This window comes from Nocardia sp. CS682, from assembly GCF_004634405.1.
GTDB classification, from domain to species: Bacteria; Actinomycetota; Actinomycetes; order Mycobacteriales; family Mycobacteriaceae; genus Nocardia; species Nocardia ninae.
This window is the reverse complement of sequence record NZ_CP029710.1, coordinates 2,493,675-2,518,340: the sequence shown is the minus strand read 5'-3', so window position 1 is coordinate 2,518,340 and position 24,666 is coordinate 2,493,675. Positions and strand designations below refer to the sequence as shown.

Sequence of the window (24,666 nt, the reverse complement as noted above, 5' to 3'; positions counted from 1 at the left end):
CGTGCCGGGTCCGGCCGCATCGATCGACGGCGTCTACCGCGCCGAATTCGGCCGGGCCGTGGCCACGGTCGCCCGGCTGGTCGGCGATATCGGGCTGGCCGAGGACGCGGTGCACGAGGCGTTCGCCGACGCATTGCGCAGCTGGACGAGCCAGGGCATGCCGTCGAATCCGGGTGCCTGGATCACCACCGCGGCGCGTAATCGTGCGTTGGACCGGCTGCGGCGCGAATCGCTGCGGGGTGGCAAGGAGCAGGACGCGGTGCTGCTGACCACGCCGAGTCCGCTCGGCGCGCCGAACGAGGAGGTGGACGTGTCGCCGGTGGCCGACGATCAGCTGCGCATGATCTTCACCTGTTGCCATCCGGCGCTGTCGCCGGAGTCGCAGGTCGCGCTGACGCTGCGGCTGGTGTGCGGGCTGCGGACGGCGGAGATCGCCAGAGCTTTCCTGCAGCCGGAACATACTGTGGCCCAACGCCTCACCCGCGCGAAGGCGAAGATCAGGTCGGCGGGTATTCCGCTGCGGGTGCCGCCCGCGCATCTGCTGGCGGAGCGCACGCCGGTGGTGCTGGCGTGCGTCTATCTGGTGTTCACCGAAGGCTACTTCGCCACCTCGGGGCCGACCGCCGTCCGAGATGAACTGTGCGACGAGGCGATTCGGCTCGGCAAACTGTTGTGCGGGCTGTTGCCGGAAGACGCGGAGGCGCGGGCGCTGTTGGCGCTGATGCTGCTCAATGACAGTCGCAGAGGTCAACGCCGCAGTGCCGGAGGCGAATTGGTGCCGATCGAGGACCAGGACCGGTCCGCGTGGAATCGGGTCCAGATCGCGGCGGGGTTGCGCTGCCTGGTCTCCGCCGCCGCGGATGGCACGGGGCCCTACCTGGCACAGGCACGCATCGCCGCGGCACACGTCACTGCGCCGACGTGGGAGCAAACCGATTGGGCCGCAATAGTATCCGGCTACGACGAGCTGCTCGGATACTCGGATTCGCCGATGGTCGCGGTGAATCGGGCGATCGCCGTCGGATTCCTGCGCGGGTTCGACAGCGGTCTCGCCGCACTCGACGAGATCGCGGACCATCCGCGGCTGGCCGCCTCGCATCTCGTCGCCGCGACCCGCGCCGACCTTCTTCGCCGCGCCGGGCGCCATACGGAGTCCGCGACGCACTATCGCGTCGCGCTGGAGCGCACGGCCAACGAGCAAGTCCGCCGTTTCCTGTCTCGGCGCCTCGCCCAAGTAGAAACGGCTGCGGGACAAGATCTTACAAAGCCATAGACACATGCGCATTCATCTATATATCCTGGTGGCGACACAAGGAGGGAGAGTGCGATGGCAGTAGGCGCACTGGTTTTGTATGGGATCTTCGCCGCGGCGGCGTTCGGCTGGCGGAGTTGGTGGCAGTGGCACCGCACGGGGTCGAGCGGGTTCCGCGGCATCGGCGGCCGCCCGGGTTCGCTGGAATGGCTGGCCGGCGTGGGGGTGGTCGTGGCCGTCGCCGTCGGGCTGGCCGCGCCGATACTTCAGCTGATGGACGTGCTGGATCCGATTCCGTTGCTGGACAGGGGGTTCGTGTCCTGGGTCGGGGCCGTCGTCGCGGTAACCGGCATTGTGGGCACGCTGTACGCGCAGCGAGACATGGGGGAGTCCTGGCGAATCGGCGTCGACGCCACGGAGCGCACGACCCTGGTGCGATCCGGCGTCTTCGGCCTGGTGCGCAACCCGATCTTCACCGGAATGTTCACGTTCGCGGTGGGCGTCACGCTGATGGTGCCCAATCCCGTTGCGGTGGTGGGCTTCCTGCTACTCGTCGGCGCGATCGAACTACAGGTACGCGTGGTGGAGGAGCCGTACCTGCACAAGGTCCACGGCGACCACTATCGCTCCTACGTGGCTGAGGTGGGCCGCTTCGTACCCGCCGTCGGCAGGCGATAGGGCGAGCCGCACACACCTTGTTTTCCCGCACCGCAAATCGCGGTGCGGGAAAACAGAAGTGGTGTGGGTGCGGTTAGTCGCGCCACCAAGTGTCGAGCGGGGTGACCGGGACGGTTCGCTTGTGCCGGGTGTTGAGGTAGATGGACTCGATCCGCTCGGCGACCTCGGCGGTGACGTCCTTGCCTTCCAGGTAGTCGTCGATCTCGCGGTAGGTGAGGCCGAGGGCTTCCTCGTCGGGCAGCGAGGGCCGGTCGTCCTCCAGATCGGCGGTCGGCACCTTCGACCAGATGGTCCCCGGGGCGCCCAACTCCTGCAGCAGCGCCGCGCCCTGATGCTTGGTGAGGCCGGTCAGCGGGGTGAGGTCGACGCCGCCGTCGCCGTACTTGGTGAAGAAACCGGTGACCGCTTCCGCGGCGTGGTCGGTGCCGACCACGAGCAGATTCTCCTGCCCGGCGATCGCGTACTGGATCACCATCCGCTCGCGCGCCTTGATGTTGCCGCGCACGAAATCGCGCAGCTTGTCGATCTTGAGGGCGGAGGCCACCTCGCCTGCGGTCGCGTTCGCACTCGGCCGCACATTCACCGACACCGTCTTGTCCGGCTGGATGAAGCGCAGCGCGGCGCGTGCGTCGGCCTCATCGGACTGCACGCCATAAGGTAGGCGCACGGCGACGAACGTCGCGTCCGCGCCGTCGGCACGCAGTTCCTCGACCGCGAGCTGGCACAACCGGCCCGCCAGCGAGCTGTCCTGCCCGCCGCTGATGCCGAGCACGAAACCCTTTGCGGGAGTGGCGTTCAGATAGTCCTTGAGGAAATCGACCCGGCGCCGTACCTCGTCCTTCGGCTCGATGCTCGGTTGAACGCCCAACTCGGTGATGATCTGTTCGCGCAGGTTCCGCATGGCAGCCCACTTTACTGTCGATTCACCGTGAGACAACGCGACGAACGATTGCTTCCCAGTTGTCGCCGATCTGATCGCGGCTATACCCCTGCGCGCGCATCTGATGCATGACGAGCGCGGCGCTGAGCGTGCTGAGCAAGCTGTCGGCGACCAGCGCGGGCTCACCGGGCACTTTCGCCTCGCGCAGCAGCATCGAGACGTGCGCCTTGAGCAACATGTAGGGCGCGCCGGAGTAGCGGTCGCCCGCCTCGCCGACCTCCGCGGCGCGATACAGCTCGCCCTCCACATCGATGTCGAGCAGGCGGGCACGGCCGAACGCGACGAGCCGATCCACCGGCGCCGCACCGGGCCCCAGCGGCGGCGGCCCGAACATGAACGCCTGCTGGGCTTTGCGCTCGGAATGATCCAGCAGCGCCATCAGCAGTCCGGACCGACTACCGAATCGGCGGAAGACGGTGCCCTTGCCGACCCCGGCCCGCTTGGCCAGCGCGTCCATCGTGAGACCGTCGACCCCCTGCTCGCGCACCAGTTGTTGCGCGGCGTCGAGCAGCAACTGCCGGTTGCGTGCCGCGTCGGCGCGTTCGGTGGGTTCGGACGTGCCCGGGAGGGGCGCGCCGATGCCGAGCAGCGGACGCTCCCCTGGGGCGGGGAGATCCGAGGTGGGGTAGCTCACAGCGCTCACGCATTCTCCGCGGGAAGTAATCGGACCGTGGTCCGGTTATCTGTCAGTGAAAGTTCGGACACCTACTCATTCAGTACACCAGGAGTCGTCATGAGCCAGACCCGCATCCTCGCTCTCGTCGGAAGCCTTCGTGCGGCTTCGATCAATCGCCAGCTCGCTGAGACCGCAGTACAGACTTCTCCCGAGGGTGTCGAGATCACCCTCTTCGAAGGTCTTGCCGATATTCCTTTCTACAACGAGGACATCGATGTCGAGGGTTCCGTGCCCGCAGCGGCCCAGGCCCTGCGTGACGCGGTCGCCGCAGCGAACGGTCTGCTCGTTGTGACTCCCGAATACAACGGCAGCCTGCCGGGAGCATTGAAGAACGCCATCGACTGGGCCTCCCGCCCGTACGGCGCAGGCTCGATCAAGGACAAGCCGACGGCCGTGGTGAGCGCGTCGATCAGCCCCAACGCCGCGCAGTGGGCGCACGGCGACACGGTCAAGGTGCTCGGCGTCGCGGGTGCCCGCGTGGTGGAGTCCGCGCACCTGCACTTCGCCACGATCGGTGAGCGATTCGGCACGACACACCCGCGTGAGGATGCCGAAGCGCTCACCGAATTGGCCGCCACCGTGCACGAGCTGGTCCAGGCCACTCGCGGGGAATTGGCCGCCGTGTAAGCTTCCGCTCCGGTCTTCTCGAGGGTCATCTCCACGCGGTGGAGGTGGCCCTCTTCGTCTGCGCAGGAAGTTTGCTGGAAATCAGCTACGGTACGAAATTGTGATCTGCACCACGGTCGTGTCGGGTTGCGAATCGAGCATCCAGGTACTTACCACGTTCGAATTTCACCAATGTGACTCGCAACATGTCGTGTCGGATGAATCTGTCGGCCACTAGGTGTAGTGTCTTCGGTACTGGAAGACGGCATGACACCCCGCTCTGCGAGCCTCGGCCCGAAGGGGCTGAGCAGGGGATTCGCGGCCAGATCCAGGAGTTTGCGCAGCAAGTCGGATCGTGCACTGCATACGGATCACAGGCTGTGGATCAGGCACAAGGAGAAGAGGGATACCAATGACCGTCACCGTGTACACCAAGCCCGCTTGCGTCCAGTGCAATGCCACCTACAAGGCGCTCGACAAGGCCGGGGTGGACTACGAGGTGATCGACATCTCCGAGAACGACGAGGCGCGTGACTACGTCATGGCCCTCGGCTACCTGCAGGCCCCGGTCGTCGTGGCCGGTGAGGATCACTGGTCCGGTTTCCGGCCCGATCGCATCAAGTCGCTGGCCACCGTGGCGGCCTGACCGCTCGCGCACTCCGTCCTCCGAGAGGAGAGGTGACCGTGTCCGACGACAATGCTTACGGTCCCACCGCTCCGGCGCTGGTCTACTTCTCCAGCGCCTCGGAGAACACGCATCGCTTCGTCGAGAAGCTGGGTCTCCCGGCAACTCGCATTCCACTGCACACCGCCGATTCGCTGCGCGTCGACGAACCCTTCGTGCTGATCGTCCCCACCTACGGGGGCGGTCGGCACGTTCTGGGTGGGAACAGATCCGACAAGGATTTCGTGCCGCGGCAGGTCGCCAAGTTCCTCAACGACCCGCACAACCGCGCCCTGCTGCGCGGCGTGGTCGCGGCGGGAAACACGAACTTCGGCGATACCTACTGCTACGCGGGAGACGTGATCTCCCGCAAATGCGGCGTGCCGTACCTGTATCGCTTCGAACTCATGGGAACCGCCGAGGACGTCGAGCGCGTCCGAGAAGGATTGGGATTGTTTTGGCAACAACAACGACAGCACCGGCCGGAAAAACGGCTCGCTTAGAGCAGCCTGCCGCCCGCAGTGCGGACACCGCCGAGGTCATGGACTACCACGCCCTCAACGCCATGCTGAACCTGTACGGCCCGAACGGTGAGATCCAGTTCGACAAGGACCGCGAGGCCGCGCATCAGTACTTCCTGCAGCACGTCAACCAGAACACCGTCTTCTTCCACAACCTGGAGGAGAAGCTGGACTACCTGCTGAAGGAGAACTACTACGAGCCGGAGGTACTGGACCAGTACAGCCGCCCGTTCATCAAGCAGCTGTTCAAGCAGGCGTACGCCAAGAAGTTCCGGTTCCCCACCTTCCTCGGCGCGTTCAAGTACTACACCTCGTACACGCTGAAGACCTTCGACGGCAAGCGCTACCTGGAGCGGTTCGAGGACCGCGTCTGCATGGTCGCGCTCACCCTCGCCGCCGGTGACGAGGTGCTCGCGGGCAAGCTGGTCGACGAGATCATCGACGGCCGCTTCCAGCCCGCCACCCCGACCTTCCTCAACTCGGGCAAGAAGCAGCGCGGCGAGCCCGTGTCCTGCTTCCTGCTGCGCATCGAGGACAACATGGAGTCCATCGGCCGCTCCATCAACTCCGCGCTGCAGCTGTCCAAGCGCGGCGGCGGTGTCGCGCTGCTGCTCAGCAACATTCGCGAGCACGGCGCACCGATCAAGAAGATCGAGAACCAGAGCTCGGGCGTCATCCCGATCATGAAGCTGCTGGAGGACTCGTTCTCCTACGCCAACCAGCTCGGCGCGCGCCAAGGCGCCGGCGCGGTGTACCTGCACGCGCACCACCCCGACATCTATCGGTTCCTGGACACCAAGCGGGAGAACGCGGACGAGAAGATCCGCATCAAGACCCTCTCGCTCGGCGTGGTGATCCCCGACATCACCTTCGAGCTGGCGAAGAAGAACGAGGACATGTACCTGTTCTCGCCGTACGACGTGGAACGCATCTACGGCAAGCCGTTCGCCGACATCGACGTCACCGAGAAGTACTACGAGATGGTCGACGACAAGCGGATCCGCAAGTCGAAGATCAAGGCGCGCGAGTTCTTCCAGACCATCGCCGAGCTGCAGTTCGAATCCGGTTACCCGTACATCATGTTCGAGGACACGGTGAACCGGGCCAACCCGATCGCGGGCAAGATCACCCACTCGAACCTGTGCTCGGAGATCCTGCAGGTGTCGACGCCGTCGGTGTTCAACGACGACCTGTCCTACGCCAAGGTGGGCAAGGACATCTCGTGCAACCTCGGGTCGCTCAACATCGCCAAGACGATGGACTCACCCGACTTCGCGCAGACCATCGAGACCTCGATCCGGGCGCTCACCGCGGTGTCGGACCAGACGCACATCTACTCGGTGCCCTCGATCGAGCAGGGCAACAACGAGTCGCACGCCATCGGCCTCGGCCAGATGAACCTGCACGGATACCTGGCTCGCGAGCGGGTGCACTACGGGTCCGAAGAAGGCATCGACTTCACCAACATCTACTTCTACACCGTGGTCTACCACGCGATTCGGGCGTCGAACCTGATCGCGAAGGAGCGCGGCACCTACTTCGGTGGCTTCCCCGAGTCCAAGTACGCCAGCGGTGAGTACTTCGACAAGTACACCGAGCAGGTGTGGGAGCCGAAAACCGAACGGGTGGCCCAGCTCTTCGCCGACGCCGGGGTGCAGATCCCGACGCAGGCCGATTGGCTCGAGCTCAAGGCCTCGGTCATGGAGCACGGCATCTACAACCAGAACCTGCAGGCCGTCCCGCCGACCGGGTCGATCTCCTACATCAACCACTCCACCAGCTCCATCCACCCGGTGGCGTCGAAGATCGAGATCCGCAAGGAAGGCAAGATCGGCCGCGTCTACTACCCGGCGCCCTACCTCGACAACGACAACCTCGAGTACTACGACGACGCCTACGAAATCGGCTACGAGAAGATCATCGACACCTACGCCGCCGCCACCCAGCACGTGGACCAGGGCCTGTCGCTGACCCTCTTCTTCAAGGACACCGCCACCACCCGCGACCTCAATCGCGCGCAGATCTACGCGTGGCGCAAGGGAATCAAGACCCTCTACTACATCCGCCTGCGCCAAATGGCTTTGGAGGGAACCGAAGTCGAGGGTTGCGTGTCCTGCATGCTGTAGGAGACACCCGCGTTACTCACGAAAGCCTCAGTGCCTTGCCGCACTGAGGCTTTCGCGTTGTAGCGGCCGTTGTGGACATCCTGCCAGTCGATTTCGTCACGGGCGCTAGGTAGCACCGGACGGTAGGGCGCCTGAGGTCAAGGCAGCGGTAGCGGATTGTGCGACCGCGTCAGCGAGAACTGTTGTGCGAGTGGGGTCTTCGTCCAGCATGATCTGCCAGGCGAAGAGAGGGCCCAGGAGCAGGGCGTGCACGAGGGCGGGGTCGGGGCGGTGCGGTAGTTCGCCGCGCGCTACCGCGCGGTCGAGCAGCGTGGTGATGACCGAACGTTCCACGGCGAGATAGGAATCGGTGAAGCGGACCGCCAGCGCCGAATCGGCGTGGATGTCGGCGAGCAGCCCGGCCATCACGCCGGCGGCGGACTGGGCGAGCTGGTCGCTGATCCGGGTGACCAGTTCGGTGATGTCGCCGCGCAGTGAGCCGGTATCGGCCGGCGGGGCCTCGTCGAGGTCGTGCAGCAGGACGGCGAAGATCATCTCCTGTTTGGTCGCATACCTGCGGTAGATCGCCGCCTTGCTGATCTCGGCGCGCGCGGCCACGGCATCGACGGTGAGCGTCGCGTAACTCTGCTCGGCCAGCAGCGATCGGACCGCGGCGGCGATGGCGTGATCTACCCGACTATCCCGAGGACGCCCTCCCGCTTGTTTCGGTTTCGACATGCTGGCATCATACGAGACTGTCAGTATCGATACTGACGGTCTCGTATCTGGCCACGGCTTTTGCCTGGTCGGACAGATGGAGGACACATGGAACTCACCGAACAGCGCACCTCTGCCGGCTGGCGCGGCATTCGATCGACCAAGGTCGCCGGCTGGATCGCCACCGCCTTCGGCGCCGTGCACATCGTTCTCTCCCCGGTGGGCGTCCGCGACACGTGGTCGCAGGCCGTATCCGACGGCTGGTGGAACACCTTCACCCTCGACGAGTCGACCACCCTCGCCCAATACGAGCGCTCCGAAGCACTCTGGATCTCCCTCGCCAGCTTCGGCGTCCCCATCTTCGTCCTCGGCTGCTACATCCTCTGGTCAGCCCACCAAAACCACCGCGTACCAGGATGGATCGGCTGGCTCATCCTCACTTGGGCACTACTCCTGACCACCGCAGTCCCCGCCTCCCCGGCCTGGGCCCTCCTGCTCTGCGGAGTCTTCCTCATCCTCGGGGACGGCAAGCGAACCAACTCCACCCCTTCCCCCTCGGCACTGCCGCAACGCGTCGCACACTGAACCGTGCGCGTTCGCACAGCTGACGGACCCGGATGCCTGCCCCCGGGTCCGCCTGCCAATTAGTCACCTGATTCGGCCCCCGTTGTCGAGCGTGCGCCGTACCTCATCATGGAATGGGTTGTCGGGCAACGCTCACCGTCAGGGCTCAGGCAGGAGGGGGCGGGCAGGGCTTGCCGTTGAGGTCGGACGGGGGCGGCAGGGGGCGGCCGTCGGGGCCGAGGGGCGGGGGCAGTGGCTTGCCGTCGGCGCCTAGCGGCGGGGGCACGCAGCCGTTGTTCGGGTCGCCCTGCTGGTAGTCCAGCTGGGCGTGCAGACCTGGTGCGGCGGGGGCGGCGGCGGCCGATCCGGCGGCGATCAGGCCGGAGCCCATGATCGCGGCGGACGCGACGACGATGGCCGTGCGGAGTCTCATAGGAATTCCTATCTCGAATGCTGTTGTCTTTCATGGCTTTAGACGTGCAGCATCCGAGACGGTTCCATGGTGTTGAGTAATGTGTCCGGCATCACATTTCTGCCGGTTTGCTCTGGCCGCGTAGCGTGAACGCCCCAGGTGGTCACCCTCGGGCGACCATCTGGGGCACACACTCAGCGCAGAGCGGGCGCGACCTCGCGCTCGAACAGCTCGATACCCGAGGTGTCGTAGGCCGACTCGGGGAAGTTGAAAATGGCGTAGCCGAGGCCGAGATCTCGTATCGCGGACAGCTTTTCGATGACCTGCTCCGGGGTGCCGGTGGCGGCGGAGGTGCGGAACATGCCGTCGACGTAGCCCTTGGCCTGATCGTCGCCGATCGCCGGCGTCAACTTCGCCTGGATCACCGAAAGGCGTTCTTCGACTTCGGCTTCGGTGGCAGCGAGCACCGCGTTGAAGTTCGAGGAGCGCACGATGGCGTCGAAATCGGTACCGACGTCGGCACAGTGGGCGCGCAGGATCTCGGACTTCTGCGTGAACTCCTCCGGCACATTGCTGAAGTTGGTGTACTGGGCGTACTTCGCCGCGATCCGCAGCGTCTTCTTCTCGCCGCCGCCCGCGATCCACAGCGGAATGCCGCCTTCCTGCAACGGAAGTGGCCGCACGATGGCACCGTCGACCTGGTAGTGGACGCCGTTCAACGTGGCCTTGCCCTCGGTCCAGGCCTGCCGGAAGATCTGCACGCCCTCGTCGAGCCGGGCGAGCCGTTCGCCTGCCGACGGGAACCCGTATCCGTAAGCGCGCCATTCGTGTTCGTACCAGCCGCCACCGATGCCCATCTCGACCCGGCCGCCGGAGATCAGGTCGACGGTCGCGGCGACCTTCGCCAGGTACGCCGGATTGCGGTAGCTCATCGCGGTGCACATCTGCCCGAGCCGGATCCGCGAGGTGGACGCCGCGAACGCCGACATGAGCGTCCACGCCTCGTGCGTCGCCTCCTCGGTCGGCACCGGAACCGTGTGGAAGTGGTCGTACACCCACAGCGACTCCCAGATGTCACCGGCGTCCGCGCGTTGCGCGAGGTCCCGCATCACCCGCCACTGCTCCGCCGGTTCGATACCAACCAGATCGTGCCGCCAGCCCTGCGGGATGAAGATGCCGAAGCGCACAGATTTCTCCTTCGTGTATGTACCCCAAACCTAACCAATCATCCCGTGATGGGCCGACCGAGGCGCGGTAACAGGCGCAACGCAGGTCGCGCGGGACGGGGTGGGGGAGCGGTCGGCAGGTTGATCAGACTGCGGGTTTCTCCCAGATGGAGACGTGCTTGCGGCTTTCGTGGGTGAAAGGGGTGCGGGTCCAGTCTGTCCAGCGGTGGCGCAGGTGGAGGCCGGCGAGTTGGGCCATCAGGTCTAGTTCGGCGGGCCATACGTAGCGGAACGGGATGGATCGGAATTCGCCGCGGCCGTCGATCACTTCGATGTAGTTGGAGCTCATCTGCTGGGTGGCGACGTCGTAGTGGTCGAAGGCCCAGCGGGTGGGGCTGCGCTGGAAGGGGACCATGGTCTGGCCGGGTGGCAGGCTGCGCAGGTCGGGGACGCCGACCTCGATGACGAAGCAGCCGTCGGGTGCGAGATGGGTTGCGGCGTTGGCGAAACAGGCGACCTGATCGGCTTGGGCGGTCAGGTTCATGATGGTGTTGAAGACGAGGTAGGCGACGGAGAATGAGCCGTCCACGCGGGTGGTCGCGAAGTCGCCGATCGTGACATCGAGCGCGTCGCCGCCGGGCTTGGCGCGCAGCTGGGCGACCATCGCCTGCGACAGGTCGATGCCGTGCACCGGTACGCCGCGGCGTGCCAGCGGTAAGGCGATGCGGCCCGTGCCGATGCCGAACTCCAAGGCTCGGCCGCCGTCGGCGAGCTCCGCGAGGAGGTCGACAGCCGGTCCGACGACGTCCGGTTTGAACATCGCTGCAGACGACTCGTCGTACCGTGCCGCTACCTGCTCGCCGAAGTGATCGTCCATAGCCGGAACGTACCGCGCCGAATGCGCACGGCGCACGCGCTTTTCACGCGGTCGTGTCGAACGCACCCAGCTCGCGCCCGCGACATCGAAGTGCCGAAGGACCAGTGGTTCATCCAGTTACGTCGTCCGCGCGCCCGAATGGTCAGCTATATGCGCGGCTACGCGTCGGTCCCGACCGGTCAACGGTCACGACGCTGCCAAGTCGTCCAGTATTGATCATCGGTGGGCGGAGAATCCTTGGGCGGCAGGACAATCGGGTCCGGTTCGGGCGTGATCTCCGGCGCCGCCTCGTTCGTCGGATAAACGTGCGAGCTGTGCGTCGGCGTAGTTCCGGTCCACGCAGTGTGCTCGATCGCGTGCCCGGCGAAGTGCAGTTCCAGCAGCTCGGCCCCGCGCAATGTGCCGCCCGCCGCCGCGAATCCCGCGGCCACCCGGGCCGCACCGTCCCGGCGAGTCATCGCCTTTTCGATACCGGCACGCAGGTGCGCGACGGTGAGCCGCTTGGCGGACACCCAGGTGCCCGCCGCATTGGTGACCACCCGCCGCGCGACCTCGGACTGGCTCCGCCCGAACGGCACCACACACACCGGAACCCCTGCGGCCAACGCCTTTTGGGTGATGCCCATACCGCCGTGCGTGACCACGACGGCGGCCCGATCCAGCAGGAGATGGTGTGGCACGAACTGTTCGACTCGCGCATTCGGCGGAACAGTCAACGTCGCGGCGTCGACGGCACCCGCGGTGACGACGGTGTACAGCCCACTGTCGGCCAGCGCGTCCATCGCGACCTGTGCGAGTCTGCCGTCGTCCTGGAACTCGGTCGAGCAGGTGACCACTGCCAGCGGCCGGTCGATCTCGTCGAGCCAGCTCGGTGGCTCCGCGTCCGGCGCCCATAGGCCCGGCCCGATCTGGTGCACCGTCGGCGGCCAGTCGCTGTGCACATCGTCGAACGGCGGCGCGGTGAAGTTGAGCGTCAGCGTGGGCTGGCGCAGGTAGTCCTCGGTGTTGTCCAGCGGATCCAATCCGTAGTACTGGCGCATGTGATTGAGCTGCGGCAGCACTTCGTTCCATCGCCGGGTGAGGAACCAGCGCAGGCTGCGGTCGCGGACCCGGCCGAGCAGGTCCGTCCGCGGTCTGAGCCCAGGTCCGAACGGTGGCGTGTCGCGCGAGGGGATCGGCAGCAGCATCGCGGCCCACGACGCCCACGGCAGCCCACTGGCCGAGGCGAGAATCTGCGCGCCGGGTGCGGTGACATCGATCAGCAGCGCGTCCGGCCGCTCGGCGATGATCGCGCTGCGCAGGGCCTGGATCTCGTCCGGGATGCGGGCGACCAGTGCGCGGACGGCGGCGCGCAGGGCTGGGATCCGCGACGTGGTCGCCCAGTCGTCGAGCGTGTTCGCCGCCAGGGTGGGCGGCAGTTCGCGCACGGTGATGCCGAACGGATCCAGGGCCTCTTGGCTGCCGGGCAGCGTCAGCACGGTCACGTCGTGGCCGCGCGATACCAGCTCAGCCAGGACCGGCGCGACCGGATACAGGTGTCCTTCGGCCGGTGAGGTGAACGCCAGTATTTTGGTCATGACGACAGGCTAACTTGTAGCTAATAGCTACGTCACCCGTCTGGGCATGCGTTATCGGCCATAGAGCCGGATCGTTGCATGTGGTTTGATGAGGACTTTACACTTGATAGGACCGGTTATTCGGCGAGCTGACCACCGGTCGGTCTGTTGGTTGGCGACAGAAAAGGTGCACGGTCCGTAAAGCCGTTGAATACATCGCAAGCCTTCAGCAAATGACTGGCTGTCAGTGCTGGGCATGTCGTTTTCCCGGACCGCCGCGGTCGATGAACCGCTGCCGCCGTTGCGTGCCCGAATTTCACTAGCGCCGGCCGGGTAGTCCGAGTCATGCTCGAACGCACATGAAAACAGAGAAACAACCTCGACTCGGCGTCGATTTCGGCCGAGTCATCCAGGGGGCGGCCCTGCGGCCGGGGGATGACGACACGGTATTCCTCTCCGGCGGCCTCGACGAGGCACTGCGCACACCGCCCAGCCCCGACGCCTTCGACGTGCTGCCCCGGCTGGTCCGGCGCTTCGGTGGCCGAGCGTGGGTGATCTCCAAGTGTGGGGTGCGGATCGAACAGCGCACCCGGCAATGGCTCGACCATCACGATTTCTACGACCGCACCGGGATCCCGCGCGACAACCTGCGCTTCTGCCGCAAGCGCGCCGACAAGGCGGGGCACTGCGCGGCCCTCGGCATCACGCACATGATCGATGACCGCATCGAGGTGCATAACCACCTGCGCGAGCAGGTGCCACACCTCTTCCTGTTCGGCGCAGGCGGGTCAGGTGCCCTACTGGGTGCAGCACGTACCCACTTGGCTAGCCACGGAGACCGCCGTCACCGCCACGCTCACACCGGAGTGGTCAACTGACCAGCACGATCGTTCGTGGTGAGCACTTCAACCGATTGCCTGTATCCTGCACAGGGATGCTTTCGCATCCGATCAACGTTTCAGTGATGGTGCGGACACGTCAGGTCTGCGGCAGCGACGAGAAGGAGGTGGGGTTGCCATGCGCAGCGAACCTCCCAGTCGAAGGCCGCGCGGCGTCGCCCCTTCGCATTCCTGAGTAGTCAGCGACGGTGGGGGCCGACGCCCGCGCGGTGTGAATTTTCGCGCTCCCATTCACTCACGCTTATTGCTGAGGACACCCCATGTCGCAGACCGATGTCATCGAAGTACGTCCGTCGCTGTCCGAATCACTGCAGGACATCGCCGACACCCACCGCGTCGACGCCGCGCTGGCCTGGCTCGACACCCATCCGCCGCACGTCATCGCCGACCAGCTGGCCCGGATGGACGCCGTCCAGGCGGGCATGGCCTTCCGGCTGCTCGACAAGGACCTGGCGCTGGCCGTCTTCGAAGAACTCGAACCGGTCGACCAGCAGCAGATCCTGCAGGGCCTGCGCGACCAGAGCTTCCGCGACCTGATCGAGGGCATGGCGCCCGACGACCGGGCCCGCATGCTGCGCGAGGCCCCCGCCAAAGTCGCCAAGAAGGTACTCGCCGGGTTGAGCCCGCGCGAGCGCCGGATGACCGCCGCGCTGCTCGGCTACCCGGAGGGTTCGGCGGGTCAGTACATGACCCCCGAGGTGGTCGCGCTACCGCAGAACCTGACCGTGGCCGAGGCGCTGAGCATGGTGCGCGCCAAGGGTGCCAACGCCGAAACCGTCTACACGCTGCCCGTGGTGGACGCGGGCAGGCGGCTCACCGGCATCGTCGAGCTGCGTGAGCTGGTGCTCAGCAAGCCGGACACGATGATCGCCGAGCTGGTCGTCACCGAACCCGTCTGCGCCCGCGCCACCGACTCCGCGGAGAAGGCGGCCCGGCTGATGCGCGAGACCAACGACATCAACATGCCCGTCGTGGACAGCGAGAACCGGCTCGTCGGCCTGCTCACCATCGACGACGCCGTCGAGGTCATCGAGGCCGCGGACAGCGAGGACGTGGCCAGGCAGGCCGGCTCGGCGCCGTGGGAAGGCCACTACATGGCGGCGGGAGTGTTCCAGCTGGCCCGCTACCGCGCGATGTGGTTGCTGCTGTTGCTCTTCGCCGCCACCCTCACGGTCAGCGTCACCGACATGTTCGAGGGCACGCTGCAGCAGGCCGCCCATCTCGCGCTGTTCATTCCGCTGCTCATCGGCGCGGGTGGCAACGCGGGCGCGCAGGCCGCTACCGCTTGTGTACGGGCGCTCGCCGTCGGCGAGGTGCGGGTCACCGACCTGTTCAAGGTGATCTGGCGTGAATGCCGGGTCGGGCTGGTGCTCGGATCCATGCTCGCCGCGGCGGGATTGGTGATCGGCGGACTGTTCGTCGACCTGCGCGTCGCGCTGGTCGTCGGCATCACGCTGGTGCTGATTTGCGGGTGGGCCGCCACCATCGGCGGCACCATGCCGCTGCTCGCCAAGAAGCTGCGGATCGACCCTGCGGTGGTGTCCGCACCCATGGTCACCACCCTGGTCGACGCCACCGGGCTCATCATCTACTTCACCACCGCCAAGCTGGTCCTCGGTATCTGAGCGCTGGTCGGCGCACGCTCGACTCGCGCTGACCGGATCTCCCAGGCAAGCCGCGGCTACCGGTACCAAGGTGGCCGCGGCTTCGGCATGTAGCGGAACTTCAGGTGACAGCACATACCCCGCAGGCTTGCTAACGTCGTGCATTCGCGAGGGCGATCTCGACGCTCGGCGCTGCGTGGTGCGATCCGCAGCGGTGGCCGGGCGGCTGGGCCGTGAAAACGAGTCCGCGCGTTGATGTTTCAATGAACGAAGAGTCCGATGACGGCCGCATGAGGGGCGAATGAGACAGATCTTGTTCTCGGCGATGATCGCGCTGGCGGTTTCCATCACCTTGACACCATTGCTGATCATGCTGTTTGCCAGGCGAAATGTCGGGCAGGAGATCCGGGCCGACGGACCGGTCAGTCACCAGGCCAAGCGCGGTACGCCGACGATGGGTGGCATCGCGATCCTCGTCGGCATGTGGGCGGGGTACCTGGGGGCGCATCTGATCGGGATCCGGCACGACGGGGAGGGGGTATCCGCCTCCGGGTTGCTCGTGCTCGGGTTGGCCACCGCGCTGGGCGTGGTCGGCTTCCTCGATGACTCCATCAAGCTGCGCAGGCAACGCAATCTCGGCCTGACCGCGACCGGCAAGTACATCGGCCAGCTCACCGCCGCAGTGGTTTTCGGTGTGCTCGCGCTGCGCTATCCCGCCAGCTCGGGTCTGACGCCGGGCAGCAGGCACATGTCCTATGTCCGGGACGTTGCCACCGTGTCGTTCGGGGTGATCGGGTTTCTGCTCGTCGTCAGTTTCCTCGTGGTGGCCTGGTCCAACGCGGTGAACATCACCGACGGACTCGACGGCTTGGCCGCCGGATCGATGAGCTTCGCGCTCGGCGCCTACGTGATCATCACCTTCTGGCAGTACACCAATGCCTGCGCGGTCACGCCCGGCGCAGGCTGCTACAACGTGCGCGATCCGCTCGATCTGGCGGTGGTCTGTGCCGCCGGTGTCGGCGCCTGCACCGGCTTCCTGTGGTGGAACGCCGCTCCGGCCAAGATCTTCATGGGTGACACCGGTTCGCTGGCGCTGGGCGGCCTGCTCGCCGGTCTGTCCATCACCACCCGTACCGAGTTGCTGATGGCGGTGGTCGGCGCCCTGTTCTTCGCCGAGATCCTGTCGGTGCTCCTCCAGATCGTGGTGTTCCGCACCACCCGCAACCGACTGTTCAAGATGGCACCGTTCCACCACCACTTCGAACTCAGCAAGTGGGCCGAGACCACCGTGATCATCCGCTTCTGGTTGCTGGCCGGCGTCGCCGCCGCCGTCGGCCTGATGCTGTTCTACGGTGAATACCTCGCCGCCATCGGCTGATTCAGCGAGACGTTGCCATTGTTCGACGGCAGAATCGGCCCCGGCATTCCGATGCCGGGGCCTAGTCCTATTCCGCCGTCATTCCGGGATGGCAACGCTCAGCGGAACATTGAGCCAGCTCGGCTGGTCGGGGTCCAGTCTCAGGCGTTGGGGGGCGAGTCCACTGTCGGCCAGAATCGGCATGGGCGGCAACCCTTTTGGCAAATTGCTGGCGTAGACGTTTAGGCGGAGACGGTGACCGGGTTCCAGTACCGCCTCGGTCGGATCGATCCCGATGTCGAGGGTGAGTGGCTGTCCGGGGACGACGAGCTCGCGGCGGTCGAGCTCGAGGTAATACTCGGGATTGATGTAGTCGCCGTTCGGCGCGATCGTGCTCTTGGCGTCATTGATCTGTCGTAGCGACGAAACGAGCTGGCCGGAGCTGATTTCGCGCGAGCGACCGTCCGGAAAGACATCGTTGAGGGTGACCACCCAGTAGCCGTCGGGACGGTCGAGCACGGTATTGAGGTGGGCGTTGACAGCTCCGGAGATCACGGTGCGTTCGGCCACCGGATTGCTGGTGAACGTCAGGCCATGGAGTTCCCAGATCTGTGAGTCCTGATCGCAGGCCATGATGATCGACGGCACACCGGCCCAGATCCGGGAGGTGTCGCGCGAGCACAGGCTCAATACACTAGGCGCCACGGTCAGCTCGGTGACGGCATGCTGTGCCGGTGTGGCGGCCAGGCCGCCGTCGTAGGCGGAGTTCGCGGTGCCGGAGGGGCGATCGTCGAGGTACATCCGCCGATGTGCATGCCCGGAACGGGGGAACGACAGCGCCGAAGTCCAGTGCCCGCCTTGTTGTTTGAGGGTGAGCGGGCTGTAGTAGTCGATGCCGTTGTCGATTCCTTTGAGCCACTTGTCGAACCACGATCGCTGCAGCACATCAACGCGAGGTGGCATACCGCTGTGCCCGAAACCGGCGAGACCGCCGCCCGCGTGGTAGCCCTCGCCGACGATCAGCTTTTTCCGGTCGGACGATTGCGCGATCTCGTTGTACGTTTCCGTCGCCGTACTGCCGAAAACGTCCCACCACGCGCTGATCAGGAACGTCGGCGCGGCAATCTGTGGCATGTTCGCCTGCAACCCGTTGCGCAGATCGGAGTTGGGCATGATGAGCTCGCGGGTCTTCGGTGCGAGCTGACCGGTGTCCATCGCGGTGAACGCGTTCGCCACCACATCCATGAAGGTCAGCGGGTCGGCGAGCCGGTCTTTGAGCCACTGCAGCTGCTGGGCGGGGTCGAAGCGGCCCGCGATGACCGCTTCGACATCGGGAGCGAATTTGGCGAGGTTCACCGCCATGGGCCAGAACGCCGCGAAACCGAATCCCACTGCGCCACCGGGGATCACGATGTCGTCGACGAGGTCGCCGCTGGCGATGTAACTGAAGATCGCCTTGATCGCCGGATTGCCGCGGTCGGCGGCGCGCAGGGCCGCGATACCGGTAGCGGAGGTGCCTTTCAACCCGACGGACCCGTCGCTCCACGGTTGTCCGGTGACCCAGTCGATCACCTCGGCCGCGTCGTCGCGTTCCTTGGCGCCGAACATCTGCCACTGGCCCTCCGAGGTGCCTGTGCCGCGAATATCGACGTGTACCAGGTTGTATCCACCTTTGACGAGGTCGAAATTGTGTGCGGCGGCCTGCACCAGGCCGGAGTCGAGTTGCCTACTGAGATCGGTCAAACCCTCCAGGCCGGAGCCGGGCGGTGCGCCGACGGAGGCCAACGCGGGCAGTAGCACGTCATCGATGCCCGGGATCTGCAGAAGCGCGGATGCCAAGTTGACCGCGATCTTGCTGTAGGTCTCGAATTCGATGATGGTCGGCAGCTTTTCGTCGGTCGGTCTGTCACCGTTACCGGGTCGCTGGACATCGAGCTTGAGCACCGTGCCGTCGCCCATCGTGACCGGTATCGCGAGATCGGAAAAGATCCGTGTGTACGGCTGTGGGCCGTCGGTCGCGGCCGTCCAGCCGGCCGCGTACCGGCCACCGTCGATGTCGGTGAACCCGGTCGGCGGTTCCGCCGTTGCCAGTGGTGTGACGAAGTGGGCGCATACGACGGCGGTGACGATCATCGTTGCGCGTGGGGCGAACCGCTTCGTTCGTGCCCGCAATCTCATCTCGATCCATCTCCAAGTCGACGCTGAATCCCGCTGCCGGATCGCTGGTAGGCGGTCGCGTGCAGCAAGTGGCTGGTTGCTGATCTCGAGCCGCCTGATTATGTCCAGCTCGACAGCACGCCGGATTGCTCTGAGACGACAAAGTCTTGCTCCTGCCCGGTACCGCCCTCCGTTACGATCCGGCGATCGGATCCATCCAGCCGTCGGCCGGGATGGCTCGGTCGGATCGAGGAGTCGGCGATGGTGGTGATGACACGGGCGGGGGCGCTGCGCGGGTATCAGGCGCTGGCAGATGAACTCGGCGGTGACGGTGCGGCATTGCTCGACCGCTTCGGCATCACACCTGCGGCGATCGACAGCGAGGTCGCCGTGGTGTCGAGTGAGGCGGTGGGTTGGGCGCTCGAGATCGCCGCCGCCGAGCTGAGCTGCCCCGATTTCGGTCTGCGACTATCCGATCGCCAGGTCGGCTCGACGACCGGACCATTGGCGATGGCCGTCGCCAATGCCGCGACGGTGGGCGCGGCCATCGCCTGCGCCTCTCGCTACCTGTTCACCCACCACACCGGCGTCGCGCTGCGGCTGGTCGCCGATCCCGAACATCGGCCGGGCATGGTCGCGATCAACTTCCGCGATCCAGGTGAATCCAACGGCTTCGCCCAGGGCATCGATTTGGCCGCAGGGACTATCCACCGGGCCCTGCGACATGCGGTCGACGGTGACTACGGTCTGCGCTCTATCTGCTTGCCGCACCCACCGTTGGCGCCTGCGGCGCGCTACGCCGAATTCTTCGACGCCGAAGTCCGATTCGGCGCCGACACTACGCTGCTCCGAATACCGGCGGAGTTGCTGACGCGGCCGATCGCGAACAGCAGCGCCACCATGTACTCCGTGGCGCTGCACTGCCTCTCCGAAAAGCCTTCCGAGCTAGCAGAATCCGTGGCGGCCCAGGTGCGGGTGGCGATTGAGGGGTTGATCACGAGCGCCAAGCCGGATATCGAGGCGATCGCAAGGCGGTTGTCGATACACCAGCGCACCTTGCAGCGGGCACTCGCCGCCGAGGGCACCACCTTTACCGAGATCCTCGACGGTGCCCGCCGCGACGCCGCCTATCGCCTGCTCTGCGAGACCGACATGTCGATGTCGCGCATCACCAACCTGATCGGCTTGCGTGAACAGTCCGCGTTCACCCGTGCGGTTCGTCGCTGGTTCGGCGCGACACCACAGCAGATCCGCCGGGCTGCCCGCGCCCGCCGCGGCGGCGAACCGCGAGTCGTGGTGCGGCACCGCGACAGTGCCGTCTCGTTCGCGAAGAAGCCGACTGATCGCGTCGCGCGTGACTGAGCGGGTCCCGGCCTGGGCGGCGATCTCTGAAAGCGTCTGAGATCGGTGGTGGCGCCGGAAGCACGAGACCCCCACGAGTAGTGGGGGTCTCGTCGAACGGTGGATTTACGGACTGTCGAGATCACCTTGCGCGAGGCTGGAGGTGAAGGTGTCCCATGCGGCGGGGCTGAAGACGAGGGCGGGGCCGGTGGGGTTCTTGGAGTCGCGAACGCCGACCGATCCGCCGTCGAGATGTGCTACCTCGACACAATCTTTCACAGCGCTGCTGTGGGTGCTCTTGAACCAGTGTGCGTCAGTCATATCGTACATGCGGAGAACTCCTCTGCTATTTCTCGAATGAGAGTGCGACTTTCGGTCTCACCCAACGCCAGACGCTTGAGGTCTGTGTACACAACACGATACGCCGCAATCTCCTCCGGGCGTTCTAAATACAAATCTCCGGTGAAACCTTGGACGTAAACCACCGGTGGCTCAGTCAAATACGCGGTCGGGTGCGGCGGGAACTCCAGCAATACGAATGTTCCAACTGTCAAACCCTGATACGTTCCAGTCGATGCCGGCATCACGCGCACCGAAACATTCGGCAGCTGTGCGACATCGGCGAGATGCCGCAATTGGCCGGCCATAACCGCGGTGCCGCCGGTCGGACGGCGCAGCGCCGACTCGTCGATCAGCACATCCAGGGTCACGGGATTGGTATCACTGTGGAGCCGGTCCCGGCGCAGCGCGGCAATCCTTATTGTCGTCTCTACCTCTGGTGACGGCATATTGGGAAATTCCACCCAAATCATTGCGCGCCGGTACTCATCGGTCTGCAACATTCCAGGTATAAACGTCGTCTGATACGAAATGATGTGGTGCGCCGCGTCTTCCAAGCCGACGAACAGCCCGAAGTCCCTGGGTATCGACTCGTCGAAGGTGTGCCACCACCCCTTTGTCTTCGTCTCCTCGGTCAGCGCCAGCAGCACCTGGGTCAGCCCCGGCGATACCTCGTAGAGCTCGCATAACCGTTTGACGAACAACGGGTTCAACCTGATCGGAATCCCGCTCTCCATTCGCCAGAACGTTTGCTTGCTGACGCCGATGGCGTTCCGTGCGGTTTCCGAGCTGACCTTCGCCGCTGCGCGAGCTCTGCGGAGCTCGCGGGCCAATAGCCTACGGGGAAGGGTCGAGCCAGTCGTCATAGCTGTATCTCCGAGGGGTCGCTGAAGAATGGCGGTCTATTTTGGAACCCAAGTGCGGCAGCGACTGTGGAACCTCACCGAAATACCGACAGAGCTCAGTCTCGGAAGGGTGCCGACGGTGTGGCTGCGGTGTTGCACTGCATGTGTTCGGAAAGCCGACCAGCCCCTACACCCGGCGAATCGGTTTCCGCGCTCATCCAACCAGCAGACTGTAATGGAGGTTTACGGATTCGCCGAATTGCTCAGTGCGACAACACAACAGGAACAATCCAGAATATAAATTCCTTCCAGGAAAGGCGCTGTATAACGATGGACGCGGACCTGAAATGGCAGCTGGAAGCCATGGAAAATCGCGAGGCCCACATGGAGTTCGGACTGTCGACACTGGCCGACCGAGCACGAAGAATGGATGAGCAACTGCGCTCGCTGACCGTCACGGTCGGTGCTATCCGGTTCGCCGTCGACGGCCTCGCCGCGGACAGCGCGGACGTGCTGCACATTCTCCGGAGTGTCTATGGCGAGGGGTGGTTCGAGGAACGCGACTCGGCATAGGTGCGCGTGGGCGGCAGGGACGAAACTGTCGCGGCGCACACCGACGCCATCGGCCGCCGCCGGAGACATGGCGGCGGCCGGGGTCGGTGGGTCAGCCGCCGAGCTCGAATCGTTCGGCGAAGCGCGACATCTCGTCGAACGGGTTGTCGGGGTCGGTGCTGCCGACGACGATCCGGGTCACCCCCGCCGCGGCGAGACCGTCGACGCGTTCAGCAGGCATGTCGATCGAACCCCAACGGGTGTACTCGAGTGCTCCCGGATCACGGCCCGCGGCAACGGCTTCCGTCCGGGCAAGGTCGAGTTGCTGCGCCCGTTCGTGCGGCCCGACCATGCCGCCGGGCACGCGTCGCCGCCCGCCATCCCCGAAACGCGAAACGGCGGCGGAAAGCATCCGCCGCCGTGTCGAGCCGGGTATCGCTCAGAACTCCCAGTCTTCGTCTTGGGTGTTCACAGCCTTGCCGATCACGTAGCTCGAACCCGAACCCGAGAAGAAGTCGTGGTTCTCGTCCGCGTTCGGGGACAGGGCCGACAGGATGGCGGGGTTCACCTCGGTCTCGTCCTTCGGGAACAGTCCCTCGTAGCCGAGGTTCATCAGCGCCTTGTTCGCGTTGTAGCGCAGGAACTTCTTGACGTCCTCGGTGAGGCCGACCTCGTCGTAGAGATCCTGGGTGTACTCGACCTCGTTGTCGTACAGCTCGAACAGCAGCTCGAAGGTGTAGTTCTTCAGCTCGTCGCGCTCGGCCTGGCTGACCAGCTCCAGACCCTTCTGGTACTTGTAGCCGATGTAGTAGCCGTGCACGGCCTCGTCGCGGATGATCAGCCGGATCAGGTCCGCGGTGTTGGTGAGCTTGGCCCGCGAGGACCAGTACATCGGCAGGTAGAAGCCGGAGTAGAACAGGAAGCTCTCCAGCAGCGTCGAGGCCACCTTGCGCTTGAGCGGATCGTCGCCGTTGTAGTAATCCAGCACGATCTCGGCCTTGCGCTGCAGGTTTCGGTTCTCCTCCGACCAGCGGAACGCGTCGTCGATCTCCCTGGTCGAGCACAGCGTGGAGAAGATCGAGCTGTAGCTCTTGGCATGCACCGACTCCATGAACGCGATGTTGGTGTACACCGCCTCCTCGTGCGGGGTCAGCGCGTCCGGGATCAGGCTCACCGCGCCGACGGTGCCCTGGATCGTGTCCAGCAGCGTGAGGCCGGTGAAGACCCGCATGGTCAGCTGCTTCTCGTCGGTGGTCAACGTGCCCCACGAGGGGATGTCGTTGGACACCGGAACCTTCTCGGGCAGCCAGAAGTTGCCGGTCAGCCGGTCCCAGACCTCGGCATCCTTCTCGTCGGGCACCCGATTCCAGTTGATGGCCGATACCCGATCGATCAGTTTCATCCTGCCTCCACACCTTTCCCGAGCCCGCTGCCATGACGGATCTTCTCTCCACCGGACACTACTCCTAGTGGGTGACAAGTCCGTGCAGCACAACACCTTGTGTCGCAGCGATGCGTGTCACCGAGGCGAGAAACGCCGGGAGCCATCGCGTGCGGCCCCTATTCTGCGGCACGATCGCGCGAACAGCCACATCGGTGCTGGCGCGCCGCGTGAGATCGCCAGCTATTTGCCAATGGTTCGTCCGTGGCTCGGCGCCCGCGAGCACCACGACCTGATCGGGGCGCGGCACGTTTGCCCGGCCCGGCCCGGTAGTCGGCGCTCGCCGATGACCCACCCGCCCACCTGCCCCGGTTTTGCCTGATCAGGGGCTACGTTGGGCGGATAGAAGCATCACGCGTTTCGGAAGGAGTGTGTGTTATGACTAGTCCCGGCCCCGTCCGGACCGGCCCGGTGCTCAACGACATGACCATCTTCGCCGGTGTGCTGATCCTCATCACCGGCGTGCTGCACCTGCTGACCGCCGTCGCCGCCATCGCAGGCCGCGACATCTTCGTGGTCACCGAGGATCAGGTATTCCTCGTCGACGTCTCGGCCTGGGGATGGATCCACCTGGTGATCGCCGTGCTCGTGCTGATCGCCGGCTTCGGCATCGTCACCGGCAAAACCTGGGGCTACCTCGCCGGCATCGTCATGGCGTCGGTCAGCATCCTGGACAACTTCCTCTTCGCCCCCATCTACCCCTTCTGGGCACTGGTCATCATTGCCATCGATGTCCTGGTGATCTGGGCCCTGGCCCGCCAACTCGCCGCCCGGTAGCTCTCGAACCCTCGGCCCCGGCACCCCGTTTCGGCGTGCCGGGGCCGATTCACGTCCTCGCCTGCTCGTCGAATGGCACACCATGGAGATGTCTTGTCACTGAACGCCGCAACCATGTGCCACTCGCCGAGCGGCCGCGGCCTACTATTCGCTGGAATAGAGCGATAGGCAGATCATGTCCGGTTCGAACCCGAGACCGACCCAGAAGCGGTGGTCAGCATGGGCCTGAGCGCAGGATAGGTAGCGAATCGGGTCGGCGCCCCGGTCGCGCAACCAGGCGACAGCGGCCTCCGCCAGCGCTCGGCTGATTCCCGAACCGCGGTGCCCGGCAACCACATACAGCGAGTCGATCTCGCCGCTCATCCCGGGCAGCAGCCCGTCACCGGTGTCGACCCGCCCGTTGACGAACCCGACAATCGTCGAATCCACCACCGCGACAAGGCAGAACGCGTCCCGATGCCACGCACTCATATCGAGCATTCGCGACAGCTCTGCCAATCCGCGCTCGGTCAGCGGGCCGCCGTCCACCACTTCCCGGCACATGCGATCCCACAGCTTGCCGACCACATCACCCTCACCCCGTGCAATCCGCCTGATCTCCATAGCAATCCCTTCGTCTC

Annotated in this window: 26 protein-coding genes; 13 read left to right on the top strand and 13 right to left on the bottom strand. The window is 65.3% G+C overall.

Features of this window, described 5'->3' with window-relative positions; translation table 11 throughout:
- Window position 1: 1 nt before the first annotated feature.
- A complete protein-coding gene (locus DMB37_RS11245; protein ID WP_135232651.1) occupies window positions 2-1,273 on the top strand; it encodes an RNA polymerase sigma factor in 1,272 nt (423 codons plus the stop codon).
- Window positions 1,274-1,327: 54 nt separating this feature from the next.
- Window positions 1,328-1,930: an isoprenylcysteine carboxylmethyltransferase family protein gene (locus DMB37_RS11240; RefSeq protein WP_135232650.1), complete on the top strand. Its 603-nt coding sequence runs from the start codon at window positions 1,328-1,330 to the stop codon at window positions 1,928-1,930.
- 73 nt (window positions 1,931-2,003) lie between these two features.
- Here the strand turns inward: DMB37_RS11240 and nadE are convergent, their stop codons facing one another.
- Both nadE and DMB37_RS11230 read right to left on the bottom strand, forming a co-directional pair.
- Window positions 2,004-2,831 (bottom strand): ammonia-dependent NAD(+) synthetase, encoded by an 828-nt coding sequence (nadE, locus tag DMB37_RS11235; RefSeq protein ID WP_135232649.1) that lies wholly within the window; start codon window positions 2,829-2,831, stop codon window positions 2,004-2,006.
- Window positions 2,832-2,853: 22 nt separating this feature from the next.
- Window positions 2,854-3,459, bottom strand: a complete 606-nt coding sequence (locus DMB37_RS11230) for a TetR/AcrR family transcriptional regulator (RefSeq protein WP_234391438.1) — start codon at window positions 3,457-3,459, stop codon at window positions 2,854-2,856.
- A gap of 144 nt (window positions 3,460-3,603) precedes the next feature.
- On the opposite strand from DMB37_RS11230, the gene DMB37_RS11225 reads away from it, so the two are divergent.
- From DMB37_RS11225 to nrdE, 4 genes are all read left to right on the top strand, one after another.
- Window positions 3,604-4,173, top strand: a complete 570-nt coding sequence (locus DMB37_RS11225; protein ID WP_135232648.1) for an NAD(P)H-dependent oxidoreductase — start codon at window positions 3,604-3,606, stop codon at window positions 4,171-4,173.
- A gap of 391 nt (window positions 4,174-4,564) precedes the next feature.
- Window positions 4,565-4,798 carry a redoxin NrdH gene (locus DMB37_RS11220; protein ID WP_069163300.1) on the top strand — a complete coding sequence of 78 codons (234 nt, stop codon included), beginning with the start codon at window positions 4,565-4,567 and terminating at the stop codon, window positions 4,796-4,798.
- Between the two features lie 38 nt (window positions 4,799-4,836).
- Window positions 4,837-5,319 (top strand): class Ib ribonucleoside-diphosphate reductase assembly flavoprotein NrdI, encoded by a 483-nt coding sequence (gene nrdI / locus DMB37_RS11215; RefSeq protein ID WP_135232647.1) that lies wholly within the window; start codon window positions 4,837-4,839, stop codon window positions 5,317-5,319.
- A gap of 38 nt (window positions 5,320-5,357) precedes the next feature.
- Window positions 5,358-7,463: a class 1b ribonucleoside-diphosphate reductase subunit alpha gene (gene nrdE, locus DMB37_RS11210; RefSeq protein WP_240772513.1), complete on the top strand. Its 2,106-nt coding sequence runs from the start codon at window positions 5,358-5,360 to the stop codon at window positions 7,461-7,463.
- Between the two features lie 105 nt (window positions 7,464-7,568).
- Here the strand turns inward: nrdE and DMB37_RS11205 are convergent, their stop codons facing one another.
- A complete protein-coding gene (locus DMB37_RS11205; RefSeq protein WP_135232645.1) occupies window positions 7,569-8,180 on the bottom strand; it encodes a TetR-like C-terminal domain-containing protein in 612 nt (203 codons plus the stop codon).
- Window positions 8,181-8,267: 87 nt separating this feature from the next.
- On the opposite strand from DMB37_RS11205, the gene DMB37_RS11200 reads away from it, so the two are divergent.
- Complete coding sequence (locus DMB37_RS11200; RefSeq protein ID WP_135232644.1) at window positions 8,268-8,744, top strand: DUF6463 family protein; 477 nt, start codon at window positions 8,268-8,270, stop codon at window positions 8,742-8,744.
- 145 nt (window positions 8,745-8,889) lie between these two features.
- Here the strand turns inward: DMB37_RS11200 and DMB37_RS11195 are convergent, their stop codons facing one another.
- From DMB37_RS11195 to DMB37_RS11180, 4 genes are all read right to left on the bottom strand, one after another.
- Complete coding sequence (locus DMB37_RS11195) at window positions 8,890-9,156, bottom strand: hypothetical protein (RefSeq protein WP_135232643.1); 267 nt, start codon at window positions 9,154-9,156, stop codon at window positions 8,890-8,892.
- A 173-nt stretch (window positions 9,157-9,329) separates the two neighbouring features.
- Window positions 9,330-10,322, bottom strand: coding sequence for an LLM class F420-dependent oxidoreductase (locus DMB37_RS11190; RefSeq protein WP_135232642.1), 993 nt, complete (start codon window positions 10,320-10,322; stop codon window positions 9,330-9,332).
- 124 nt (window positions 10,323-10,446) lie between these two features.
- Window positions 10,447-11,178, bottom strand: coding sequence for a class I SAM-dependent methyltransferase (locus tag DMB37_RS11185; RefSeq protein WP_135232641.1), 732 nt, complete (start codon window positions 11,176-11,178; stop codon window positions 10,447-10,449).
- Window positions 11,179-11,357: 179 nt separating this feature from the next.
- Window positions 11,358-12,755, bottom strand: a complete 1,398-nt coding sequence (locus tag DMB37_RS11180) for a glycosyltransferase (protein WP_135232640.1) — start codon at window positions 12,753-12,755, stop codon at window positions 11,358-11,360.
- 338 nt (window positions 12,756-13,093) lie between these two features.
- On the opposite strand from DMB37_RS11180, the gene DMB37_RS11175 reads away from it, so the two are divergent.
- The 3 genes from DMB37_RS11175 (at window position 13,094) to mraY (ending at window position 16,615) form a co-directional block, all read left to right on the top strand.
- Window positions 13,094-13,612 (top strand): hypothetical protein, encoded by a 519-nt coding sequence (locus tag DMB37_RS11175; protein WP_240772335.1) that lies wholly within the window; start codon window positions 13,094-13,096, stop codon window positions 13,610-13,612.
- 281 nt (window positions 13,613-13,893) lie between these two features.
- On the top strand, window positions 13,894-15,258 hold the full coding sequence (gene mgtE, locus DMB37_RS11170) for a magnesium transporter (protein ID WP_135232639.1): 1,365 nt from the start codon (window positions 13,894-13,896) through the stop codon (window positions 15,256-15,258).
- 280 nt (window positions 15,259-15,538) lie between these two features.
- The gene (gene mraY / locus DMB37_RS11165) at window positions 15,539-16,615 is read left to right on the top strand and encodes a phospho-N-acetylmuramoyl-pentapeptide-transferase (protein WP_135232638.1); all 1,077 of its coding nucleotides are present in this window, start codon (window positions 15,539-15,541) and stop codon (window positions 16,613-16,615) included.
- A gap of 78 nt (window positions 16,616-16,693) precedes the next feature.
- On the opposite strand, the gene DMB37_RS11160 is transcribed toward mraY, so the two are convergent.
- Entirely contained in the window at window positions 16,694-18,772 is a 2,079-nt protein-coding gene (locus DMB37_RS11160) for a CocE/NonD family hydrolase (protein WP_240772334.1), read from the bottom strand.
- 240 nt (window positions 18,773-19,012) lie between these two features.
- On the opposite strand from DMB37_RS11160, the gene DMB37_RS11155 reads away from it, so the two are divergent.
- Complete coding sequence (locus DMB37_RS11155; RefSeq protein WP_135232637.1) at window positions 19,013-20,113, top strand: AraC family transcriptional regulator; 1,101 nt, start codon at window positions 19,013-19,015, stop codon at window positions 20,111-20,113.
- A gap of 105 nt (window positions 20,114-20,218) precedes the next feature.
- Here DMB37_RS11155 and DMB37_RS11150 read toward each other — a convergent pair whose 3' ends face one another.
- Window positions 20,219-20,422: a DUF397 domain-containing protein gene (locus tag DMB37_RS11150; protein WP_240772333.1), complete on the bottom strand. Its 204-nt coding sequence runs from the start codon at window positions 20,420-20,422 to the stop codon at window positions 20,219-20,221.
- Window positions 20,410-21,297, bottom strand: coding sequence for a DUF5753 domain-containing protein (locus DMB37_RS11145; protein ID WP_135232636.1), 888 nt, complete (start codon window positions 21,295-21,297; stop codon window positions 20,410-20,412). The genes DMB37_RS11150 and DMB37_RS11145 overlap by 13 nt, the downstream gene beginning before the upstream one ends.
- Window positions 21,298-21,606: 309 nt before the next feature.
- On the opposite strand from DMB37_RS11145, the gene DMB37_RS11140 reads away from it, so the two are divergent.
- Complete coding sequence (locus DMB37_RS11140; protein ID WP_135232635.1) at window positions 21,607-21,849, top strand: hypothetical protein; 243 nt, start codon at window positions 21,607-21,609, stop codon at window positions 21,847-21,849.
- 91 nt (window positions 21,850-21,940) lie between these two features.
- Here DMB37_RS11140 and DMB37_RS11135 read toward each other — a convergent pair whose 3' ends face one another.
- On the bottom strand, window positions 21,941-22,240 hold the full coding sequence (locus DMB37_RS11135; RefSeq protein ID WP_135232634.1) for a hypothetical protein: 300 nt from the start codon (window positions 22,238-22,240) through the stop codon (window positions 21,941-21,943).
- A gap of 27 nt (window positions 22,241-22,267) precedes the next feature.
- Window positions 22,268-23,230: a class 1b ribonucleoside-diphosphate reductase subunit beta gene (gene nrdF, locus DMB37_RS11130; RefSeq protein WP_107658570.1), complete on the bottom strand. Its 963-nt coding sequence runs from the start codon at window positions 23,228-23,230 to the stop codon at window positions 22,268-22,270.
- Between the two features lie 417 nt (window positions 23,231-23,647).
- Here nrdF and DMB37_RS11125 point away from each other — a divergent pair, with 417 nt between their 5' ends.
- Entirely contained in the window at window positions 23,648-24,046 is a 399-nt protein-coding gene (locus tag DMB37_RS11125; RefSeq protein ID WP_135232633.1) for a hypothetical protein, read from the top strand.
- Between the two features lie 144 nt (window positions 24,047-24,190).
- Here DMB37_RS11125 and DMB37_RS11120 read toward each other — a convergent pair whose 3' ends face one another.
- Window positions 24,191-24,649, bottom strand: coding sequence for a GNAT family N-acetyltransferase (locus DMB37_RS11120; RefSeq protein ID WP_167768803.1), 459 nt, complete (start codon window positions 24,647-24,649; stop codon window positions 24,191-24,193).
- Window positions 24,650-24,666 lie beyond the last annotated feature (17 nt).

Coding starts and splice junctions, on each gene's coding strand:
- DMB37_RS11240 (WP_135232650.1), top strand. CDS start 1,328: ATGGCAGTAGGCGCACTGGTTTTGTATGGGATCTTCGCCGCGGCGGCG.
- nadE (WP_135232649.1), bottom strand. CDS start 2,831: ATGCGGAACCTGCGCGAACAGATCATCACCGAGTTGGGCGTTCAACCG.
- DMB37_RS11225 (WP_135232648.1), top strand. CDS start 3,604: ATGAGCCAGACCCGCATCCTCGCTCTCGTCGGAAGCCTTCGTGCGGCT.
- DMB37_RS11220 (WP_069163300.1), top strand. CDS start 4,565: ATGACCGTCACCGTGTACACCAAGCCCGCTTGCGTCCAGTGCAATGCC.
- nrdE (WP_240772513.1), top strand. CDS start 5,358: ATGGACTACCACGCCCTCAACGCCATGCTGAACCTGTACGGCCCGAAC.
- DMB37_RS11205 (WP_135232645.1), bottom strand. CDS start 8,180: ATGTCGAAACCGAAACAAGCGGGAGGGCGTCCTCGGGATAGTCGGGTA.
- DMB37_RS11200 (WP_135232644.1), top strand. CDS start 8,268: ATGGAACTCACCGAACAGCGCACCTCTGCCGGCTGGCGCGGCATTCGA.
- DMB37_RS11195 (WP_135232643.1), bottom strand. CDS start 9,156: ATGAGACTCCGCACGGCCATCGTCGTCGCGTCCGCCGCGATCATGGGC.
- DMB37_RS11185 (WP_135232641.1), bottom strand. CDS start 11,178: ATGGACGATCACTTCGGCGAGCAGGTAGCGGCACGGTACGACGAGTCG.
- DMB37_RS11180 (WP_135232640.1), bottom strand. CDS start 12,755: ATGACCAAAATACTGGCGTTCACCTCACCGGCCGAAGGACACCTGTAT.
- DMB37_RS11175 (WP_240772335.1), top strand. CDS start 13,094: ATGAAAACAGAGAAACAACCTCGACTCGGCGTCGATTTCGGCCGAGTC.
- mgtE (WP_135232639.1), top strand. CDS start 13,894: ATGTCGCAGACCGATGTCATCGAAGTACGTCCGTCGCTGTCCGAATCA.
- mraY (WP_135232638.1), top strand. CDS start 15,539: ATGAGACAGATCTTGTTCTCGGCGATGATCGCGCTGGCGGTTTCCATC.
- DMB37_RS11160 (WP_240772334.1), bottom strand. CDS start 18,772: ATGAGATTGCGGGCACGAACGAAGCGGTTCGCCCCACGCGCAACGATG.
- DMB37_RS11155 (WP_135232637.1), top strand. CDS start 19,013: ATGGTGGTGATGACACGGGCGGGGGCGCTGCGCGGGTATCAGGCGCTG.
- DMB37_RS11150 (WP_240772333.1), bottom strand. CDS start 20,422: ATGTACGATATGACTGACGCACACTGGTTCAAGAGCACCCACAGCAGC.
- DMB37_RS11145 (WP_135232636.1), bottom strand. CDS start 21,297: ATGACGACTGGCTCGACCCTTCCCCGTAGGCTATTGGCCCGCGAGCTC.
- DMB37_RS11140 (WP_135232635.1), top strand. CDS start 21,607: ATGGACGCGGACCTGAAATGGCAGCTGGAAGCCATGGAAAATCGCGAG.
- DMB37_RS11135 (WP_135232634.1), bottom strand. CDS start 22,240: ATGCTTTCCGCCGCCGTTTCGCGTTTCGGGGATGGCGGGCGGCGACGC.
- nrdF (WP_107658570.1), bottom strand. CDS start 23,230: ATGAAACTGATCGATCGGGTATCGGCCATCAACTGGAATCGGGTGCCC.
- DMB37_RS11125 (WP_135232633.1), top strand. CDS start 23,648: ATGACTAGTCCCGGCCCCGTCCGGACCGGCCCGGTGCTCAACGACATG.
- DMB37_RS11120 (WP_167768803.1), bottom strand. CDS start 24,649: ATGGAGATCAGGCGGATTGCACGGGGTGAGGGTGATGTGGTCGGCAAG.